This is a genomic window from Vaccinium witches'-broom phytoplasma str. VAC (assembly GCF_000309405.1).
In the GTDB taxonomy this organism is placed as follows: Bacteria; Bacillota_I; Bacilli_A; order Acholeplasmatales; family Acholeplasmataceae; genus Phytoplasma.
Genome location: NZ_AKIN01000141.1, coordinates 1 through 7,435 on the forward strand (window position 1 = coordinate 1; position 7,435 = coordinate 7,435).

At 28.4% G+C, this 7,435-nt stretch carries 8 protein-coding genes; all 8 read left to right on the forward strand.

Going from position 1 to position 7,435, the window contains the following annotated elements; all coding sequences use genetic code 11:
* A partial coding sequence (gene rny / locus RI68_RS02385) for a ribonuclease Y (protein WP_017193645.1) occupies positions 1-1,489 on the forward strand: 1,489 nt, incomplete at its 5' end.
* Positions 1,490-1,573: 84 nt separating this feature from the next.
* A complete protein-coding gene (locus tag RI68_RS02390; protein ID WP_017193646.1) occupies positions 1,574-2,344 on the forward strand; it encodes a TIGR00282 family metallophosphoesterase in 771 nt (256 codons plus the stop codon).
* A gap of 50 nt (positions 2,345-2,394) precedes the next feature.
* Positions 2,395-3,276, forward strand: coding sequence for a tRNA (adenosine(37)-N6)-dimethylallyltransferase MiaA (miaA, locus tag RI68_RS02395; RefSeq protein WP_017192402.1), 882 nt, complete (start codon positions 2,395-2,397; stop codon positions 3,274-3,276).
* 4 nt (positions 3,277-3,280) lie between these two features.
* The gene (gene efp / locus RI68_RS02400) at positions 3,281-3,853 is read left to right on the forward strand and encodes an elongation factor P (RefSeq protein ID WP_026071954.1); all 573 of its coding nucleotides are present in this window, start codon (positions 3,281-3,283) and stop codon (positions 3,851-3,853) included.
* Positions 3,854-3,971: 118 nt separating this feature from the next.
* Positions 3,972-4,643: a (d)CMP kinase gene (cmk, locus tag RI68_RS02405; protein ID WP_017193648.1), complete on the forward strand. Its 672-nt coding sequence runs from the start codon at positions 3,972-3,974 to the stop codon at positions 4,641-4,643.
* Positions 4,640-5,959 carry a ribosome biogenesis GTPase Der gene (gene der, locus RI68_RS02410; RefSeq protein WP_017193649.1) on the forward strand — a complete coding sequence of 440 codons (1,320 nt, stop codon included), beginning with the start codon at positions 4,640-4,642 and terminating at the stop codon, positions 5,957-5,959. Before cmk ends, der begins: the two co-directional genes overlap by 4 nt.
* Positions 5,956-6,933, forward strand: a complete 978-nt coding sequence (locus tag RI68_RS02415; RefSeq protein WP_017193650.1) for an NAD(P)H-dependent glycerol-3-phosphate dehydrogenase — start codon at positions 5,956-5,958, stop codon at positions 6,931-6,933. The genes der and RI68_RS02415 overlap by 4 nt, the downstream gene beginning before the upstream one ends.
* Positions 6,934-7,161: 228 nt before the next feature.
* A partial coding sequence (locus tag RI68_RS02420) for an HU family DNA-binding protein (protein WP_017192407.1) occupies positions 7,162-7,435 on the forward strand: 274 nt, incomplete at its 3' end.

Here is a 7,435-nt window from a genome sequence, read left to right on the forward strand (position 1 = left end):
TTATCGGTTTAAAATTCAAAAAATGCTTCAAAACACCAATAAAAAAATCAAAGATAAAATAATAAATTCTCAAATATTAGCGCAAGATGTCTTATCAGAAGCTAAAAAAGAAATTTATTTATTAAAAAAAGAAACAGAATATGATTTAAATCAAAGAAGAAAAATAATCGTTAATTTAGAGGAAAAAATAATTTATAAAGAAGACTTGTTGGCTTCTCGAACTAAATATTTAAATGAGAAAGAAGAATTATTATTTTTTAAAGAACACAATATCAATAAGCAAAAAAAAGAAATGGAACGCCTTCAAAGCAAGATCCAACAAATTATTAACCAACAACAATCAAAATTAGAAGAAATAGCTTCTTTAACTCAAGTTAAAGCTCAAGAAATTTTAATGGAAGAGGCAAGAACATTAGTTGCGCAAGATATGATGTTTTTAATTAAAGAAAAAGAAGAAGAGTTGAAGTTTAAAGTTAAAAAACAAGCCACTAATTTATTAGTTTTCACAATGCAAACTTTATCTCGAGATATTTCTTCGGAACATAATGTAGATATCATTTATTTTGAAAATAATGATTTAAAAGGTCGTATTATCGGTAAAGAAGGTAGAAACATTAAATCTTTTGAAATTATCACAGGAGTTGATCTAATTATAGATGATGTTCCTAACACAGTTATTTTAAGTTCTTTTGATTCTATTAGAAGAGAAATAGCGAGAAGAACTTTAGAAAGTTTAATCGTAGATGGTAGAATCACTCCAGCGAGTATTGAAAAAACTTTTAATAAAATGAATTTGGAAGTAGATAATTTTATACAAGAAATAGGCGAAGAAGCTGTTTTAGAAACTAAAATAGGTTTTATTCATAATGATTTAGTCCAATTGTTGGGTAAATTAAATTTTAGAACTAGTTATGGGCAAAATGTTTTAAGACATTCTGTGGAAGTAGCTTTTATAGCTGGCAAATTAGCCGCTGAAATAGGCGAAAACCAAAATATTGCCAGAAGAGCCGGTCTTTTGCATGATATAGGAAAAGCCCTAGATTACGAAATAGAAGGCAGTCATGTTAAAATTGGTGTGGATTTAGCGACTAAATTTCAAGAGCCTGAAGAAGTAATAGATGCTATAGCATCTCATCATGAAGACGAAGAACCAAAAACTGTTATAGCTGCTTTAGTGGCTATTGCTGATGCAATTAGTTCTTCTCGCCCTGGAGCACGTAGAGAATCAATCGAAAATTATATCCAAAGGATAACTCAATTAGAAGAAATAGCCGATAACATTAAAGGAGTTGAGAAATCTTACGCTATTAGATCAGGTAGAGAAATAAGAGTAATTGTTAAGCCAGAAGATATTGATGATTTAGCAACTTTTTTGATAGCCGAACAAATTAAACAGCAAATTAAAAAAAACATCAATTACAATGGAAGTATTAAAATAACAGTTATCAGAGAATTTAGAGTGACCGAAGTTTTTGACGTTAACAGTTAACAAAGTTATTTTAAATTATTATTTGGTTAATTTTATTAATTCAACATTCAACAAATGAGGAAAAATAAAACAAAGGAGCAAATGATGAACATTCTTTTTGTCGGAGACATTTGTGGAAAATCAGGTGTTGATTATTTAATGGAAAAAATCAATCTCTTAAAAAAAAAATATAATGCAGAAATGGTCATTGTTAATGCCGAAAATGTAGCCGATGGACAAGGTTTAAATTATGAAAATTACCAAAATTTAACTCTTTCTGGAGTTAATTTAATGACTATGGGAAATCATACTTGGAAGCACAATTCTTTAGAAAATTTTATTGATCATTCTAACGTTATTCGTCCGGTTAATGATGAAAGCAAGAAAGCGGGAAGTGGTCATAAAATCGTTAAATATCAAAATAAAAAGGTATTGATAATAAACGCTTTAGGAAGAGTTTTTATGAATAACGACTCTTTATCTTCCCCTTTTACAGAAGTAGATAAAATTTTACACGAATATCGTGACCAATATGATTATTCTTTATTGGATTTTCATGCTCAAGCTACTAGTGAAAAAATCGCTTTAGCTCATTATTTTGATGGAAGAATCGATGCTATAGTGGGAACTCATACTCACGTCCAAACGAATGATGATCGTATTTTGCCTAAAAAAACGCTTTATATATCTGATGTAGGCATGACAGGTCCTTTAGATGGCGTCATCGGTCAAGATAAAAACATTATTATTAATAATTTTTTAAATACTAAAAACAAAATGAAACAAAAAAACGCTGAAGGGAAAAGACAATTAAATGGAGTTTTATTGACCTTTGGCAAAGAGAGAAAAATTACTAAAATTAAATATAGCGAATAAAAAAATTACTGTCTATTTAAACCTCATTCCAAAAGAAATCGGAAAAGAATGTGAAAAAAATTATAGTTATTGCAGGTCCGACCACATCAGGAAAGACCGCTCTTTCAATCAAATTAGCTCAACATTTTCAAGGCGAAATAATTAACGCTGATTCAGTGCAAATTTATCAAAAATTTGATATTGGTTCAGCTAAAGTCACTTTAGAAGAACAAAATAACATTAAACATCATTTGTTAAACGTTATTTCACCTAAAGATTATTATAATATTTATGACTTTCAAAAAGATGTCAGAAAAATTATTCCTCAAATTGATGTTCCTTTTTTAGTGGGAGGAAGTGGTTTATATATTAAAGCCGCTCTTTTTGATTATGAATTTGAAGGAAAAGCTTTGCCTAAAAATTATTTAGACGAAAAGAACGATATTAAGCAACTACTTCAAGCAGTGAAAGAAAAAGATCCTCATTTGGTTTTAGATGAGAATAATCCTCACCGCATTATCAGTGCTTATCAACATTTAAACCAAAGCAAATTAAGATCTGAGAAACAAGGCAAAAACACGCCTCTTTTTGATTTTTTAGTGATTTATTTAGATATCGATCGCAAGATTTTAAAACAAAGAATCATTTTAAGGTTAGAACAGATGTTAGAAAAAGGTTTTATTGAAGAAGTCAAAATTTTAATTAAAGATTATCCTCGAGCTAATTTCAATATTATCGGATATCGGGAAATAAAATTGTTTTTAGAAGATAGAATCACTTTAGAAGAAGTTAAACGTTTAATTATTTCTAAAACTTTTAAATACGCTAAAAGACAAAAAACATGGTTTAAAAACCAAATCAAACCTTTATTTGCAATAGATGCTTTATCAGATGATTTAGAAAACCAAGCCATTAATATAATTGAAAAATTTTTAAAAAAGGAATCCAACTAAAATGATGATTAGTACAAACGATTTTAAAACAGGTCAAACCATTAAATTCAATAATCATATTTACCAAGTTATTGAGTTTTTACATGTTAAACCAGGCAAAGGAGCGGCTTTTGTACGAAGTAAACTCAAAAACTTGAGAACAGGCGGAATTATCGAACATAATTTTAATTCTGGTATCAAAGTAGAAACAGCTTTAATTGACAAAAGAAAATTAAAATTTTCTTATATTTCTTATGAAAAATACGTTTTTATTGATGAAACGACTTATGAACAAATGGAAATACCGCAAAAAATCCTAAAAGGTGCAGTTAAATATTTAGTTGAAGAAATGGTAGTGGAAGTGGTTTTTTACGATGAGAAAGAAATTTTAGGCGTTTCTTTGCCAGACAAAATATCTTTAAAAGTAGTGCAAACGGATCCTGGAGTGGTTGGTGATACTAAAAAAAATACCACTTATAAAGATGCTGTTTTAGAAACAGGTTTAACGGTTAAAGTGCCTATTTTTATCGCTCAAGATGAAACAATTATTGTGAATACAGAAACAGGACAATACGTCTCTCGAGACACGAGTAAATAATGTTAGAATAAATGTGGAAATAAAAAAAGAAAGATATCTCAATATCATATTGGGGCGAATATTTCCACAATTCATCAACTCAAAGAAAGAGAATCAAAAACGCGGAGAATGTTATAATATGTTAAGTTTTAAATTAGCTATTGATGGGCCAGCTGGTTCAGGTAAAAGTACTATCAGTCAATTATTATCGGATAAATTTGGATGGTTTTATTTAAATACAGGTATTTTATTCCGTATTTTGACTTATTATGTTTTAAAGAATAAAGTACCTTATAAAACTCCAGACGACCAAAAAAACTTAGCTAAAAGGTTAGAAGAAACTCATATTAAATTAGCTGACAATATCTTTTATTTGAATAATGAAGATTTAACCGCTTGTTTAAAAGATAAAGAAATAGAAAAAGCAATTTCTTTTATTTCTTCTTTAGCTGTAGTAAGAAAGAAAATTTTTAATTTACAACAAAAATTAATTCAACAACATCCTTTTATTATTATGGACGGAAGAGACATTGGAACTGTTGTGATGCCCAAAGCTAATTTAAAAATTTTTTTAACAGCTTCTGCACAAATGAGAGCTCTTAGAAAACAAAAAGAATTGTTCGATAAAAAACAAAAAAATATTTCTTTAGAAAGTATTGTGGAAAGTATCGAAGCGAGAGATAAACAAGATATAGAAAGAGAATTAGCTCCTCTAAAAAAAGCTGAAGATGCTTTATTATTAGATACAACTGATATGTCTATTGATGAAGTGGTGCAATTTATAGAAGATAAAATAATGGAAAAATTATGAATTTTAAAGTAGCTATTATAGGGCGCCCTAATGTAGGCAAATCGAGTTTATTCAATCGTATTTTAAATGAAAGAATATCAATTGTTTATGAAAAAGCAGGGACGACCAAAGATCGTATTTATTCTAAAGCTACCTGGTTAAACCAAAGTTTTTCTTTGATTGATACTGGAGGAATTGAAATTGAAAATGTCTCTATTAAAGAACAAATTAAACATCAAGCAGAATTGGCTATTAATGAGGCCCATTTAATTATTTTTGTGACCGACGGTCATACTAGATTGATTCAAGAAGATTTAGATATCGCTAAATTGCTTTATAAAAAAAATATTCCTATTATCATAGCAGTCAATAAAATCGATAATATGAATTTTATCGAAAATGTTTATGATTTTTATTCTTTAGGTTTTAATGAAGTAGTGGGAATTAGCACTCATCATGGTATTGGTATTGGTGAATTATTAGATAAAGTAATCGCTCATCACCCTCGCAAAACAGATGTCAAAATTAATGGCGAAGAATTAAGGTTTTCTTTGATAGGACGACCTAATGTAGGGAAATCAACCTTAACTAACGCTTTATTAGCACAAGAAAGAATGATTGTTTCTGACGTTCCTGGAACCACTACAGACGCTGTGGATACTGTTTTTCAAAAAAACGGTAAAACGTATCATATTGTAGATACTGCCGGTTTAATAAAAAGAGGCAAAATTTATGAAAAACAAGAAAAATACAGTTCTTTAAGAGCTTTAAGCGCTCTGGAAAGAAGTGATATTGTTTGTTTTGTTCTGGACGCTAGTCAAGAAATTTCTGATCAAGACCGTAATATTGCGGCTATGATTTTTAACTATGCTAAACCTTGTATAATTGTAGTTAATAAATGGGATTTAGTGGCAAATAATGATAAAGATATGAAAAAATTTGATCAAAAAATCAAAAATGAATTTAAATTTTTGGATCATGTTCCTATCGTGTATGCGTCAGCTTTTAATAAAAAAAGAATTCATACCTTTTTTCCTGTTTTAGAAAAAATATTTTATAATTATCATCAATCTTTTAGTACTTCCCTTTTGAACGATATTTTGCATGAAGCGACTCAAATGAATCCTCCTGCTTTATTTAAAGGCGGAAAGGCTAAATTTTATTTTTTGAAACAAACGTCGACCAAACCGCCGGAATTCGTTTGTTTAGTTAATAATCCTGATTATATTCATTTTTCTTATAAAAGATATTTAAACAACCAATTGAGATTACACTTAGAATTAAGAGGATTACCGATTAAAATGATTTTTAAAAAGAAAGAAATGGATTTGTTATGAAAAAAATCACTATTATGGGCGGCGGCGCTTGGGGTTCTACTTTAGGGCAAGTTCTGACCGACAACCAACATCAAGTCTTAATATATGATAATAACGAAACATATATTAATAAAATTAACAATCAACAACATCCTATTTTTGATTTATCTTTGGAAAATATTGTTGCTACTACTGATTTAGAAAAAGCGTTGAATTTTGCAGATATCATTGTTTTATGCATCCCTGCTCAAAAAATGAGAACTTTTTTACAACAAATTAATCCTCTTTTGAAAAAACCCAAAAGTTTTATTAACACTTCTAAAGGGATTGAAACTAATAGTAATAAAATGATTTTTCAAATTACTAAAGAGGAAATAGATCCTGATAAGTTGAAAAATTATGCTTCTTTATTAGGCCCTTCACATGCGGAAGAAGTCATTTTAAGGCGAATAACTTTTTTATTGTCTTCTTCTGATGATAAAGTTTTTAGCGAAGAAATAGTGGAAATGTTTTCTAACTCTTATTATTTGAAAATTAATGCTTCTGATGATGTTATGGGATCCGAATTATGTAGTGCTTTTAAAAATGCTTTATCTTTGGTAAGTGGTATTTTAGATAATGAGGATTTTCAAACTAACGCTAAAGCGGCTTTTATCAGTTTAGGCATTATAGAAATGAAAAAAGTGTTAGAAGTTTTAGACATGAAAACCGACATTGTTTTAGAGCTTTCTAGTTTAGGCGATTTTATTGTGACAGCTTTTAATGAAAATTCACGTAATTATCAAGCGGGTAAAAAAATTCGTTTAGGAATAGATTTAAACGATATTTATGCTAATTCTTTTCAAACTATTGAAGGAGCTAACAATTTAAAAGTTTTTTATGACTTATCTATAGAGAAAAACATTTCTTTGCCTATCATCCAAAGCGCTTATCAAGTTGTTTTTGAAAAAAAACCCCTAAAAAATATTTTATCTAAGATATTAGAGACAAAATAAAACAAAAATAAATGATTTTGTGTTAATAAAGAGCAATTATGTGTTAGAATCAAGTTAGATTCATGTTGTTGTTGAAAAAAATAAATTATTATAAACATAAATAAGATTTTCAATTTTTAAAACAAATGAATCCATGTTATTTTTTGTAGTTGATAAAAGATTTTTTTGTTAAAATACAAGTAGATTTGCGAATATAAAAGACAAAATATAATATAAAGGAGATTACCATTGACCAAATCAGATTTATTAAATGTAATGACCGACAAATTAGGCGTTACTAAAAAAGAAGTAGAAAAATTTTTACTATCTTTAAACGAAACAATTGAAGAAGGGTTACATAAAAATGAAAAAATAATTCTTCCAGGATTAGGAACTGTTCAATTAAAACACCGTAAGGAAAGAAAATGTAAAGTTCCTAAAAGTGAAAAAGTTTTAACTGTGCCTGCGCAAGATGTTCCTGTTTTTAAAGTAAATAAAAAATTTAAAGAAATATTTAAAAAAT

What these genes read in the sequence shown, in the direction of transcription:
- RI68_RS02390 (WP_017193646.1), top strand. Translation starts at nt 1,574, where the DNA reads ATGAACATTCTTTTTGTCGGAGACATTTGTGGAAAATCAGGTGTTGAT.
- efp (WP_026071954.1), top strand. Translation starts at nt 3,281, where the DNA reads ATGATTAGTACAAACGATTTTAAAACAGGTCAAACCATTAAATTCAAT.
- cmk (WP_017193648.1), top strand. Translation starts at nt 3,972, where the DNA reads ATGTTAAGTTTTAAATTAGCTATTGATGGGCCAGCTGGTTCAGGTAAA.
- der (WP_017193649.1), top strand. Translation starts at nt 4,640, where the DNA reads ATGAATTTTAAAGTAGCTATTATAGGGCGCCCTAATGTAGGCAAATCG.
- RI68_RS02415 (WP_017193650.1), top strand. Translation starts at nt 5,956, where the DNA reads ATGAAAAAAATCACTATTATGGGCGGCGGCGCTTGGGGTTCTACTTTA.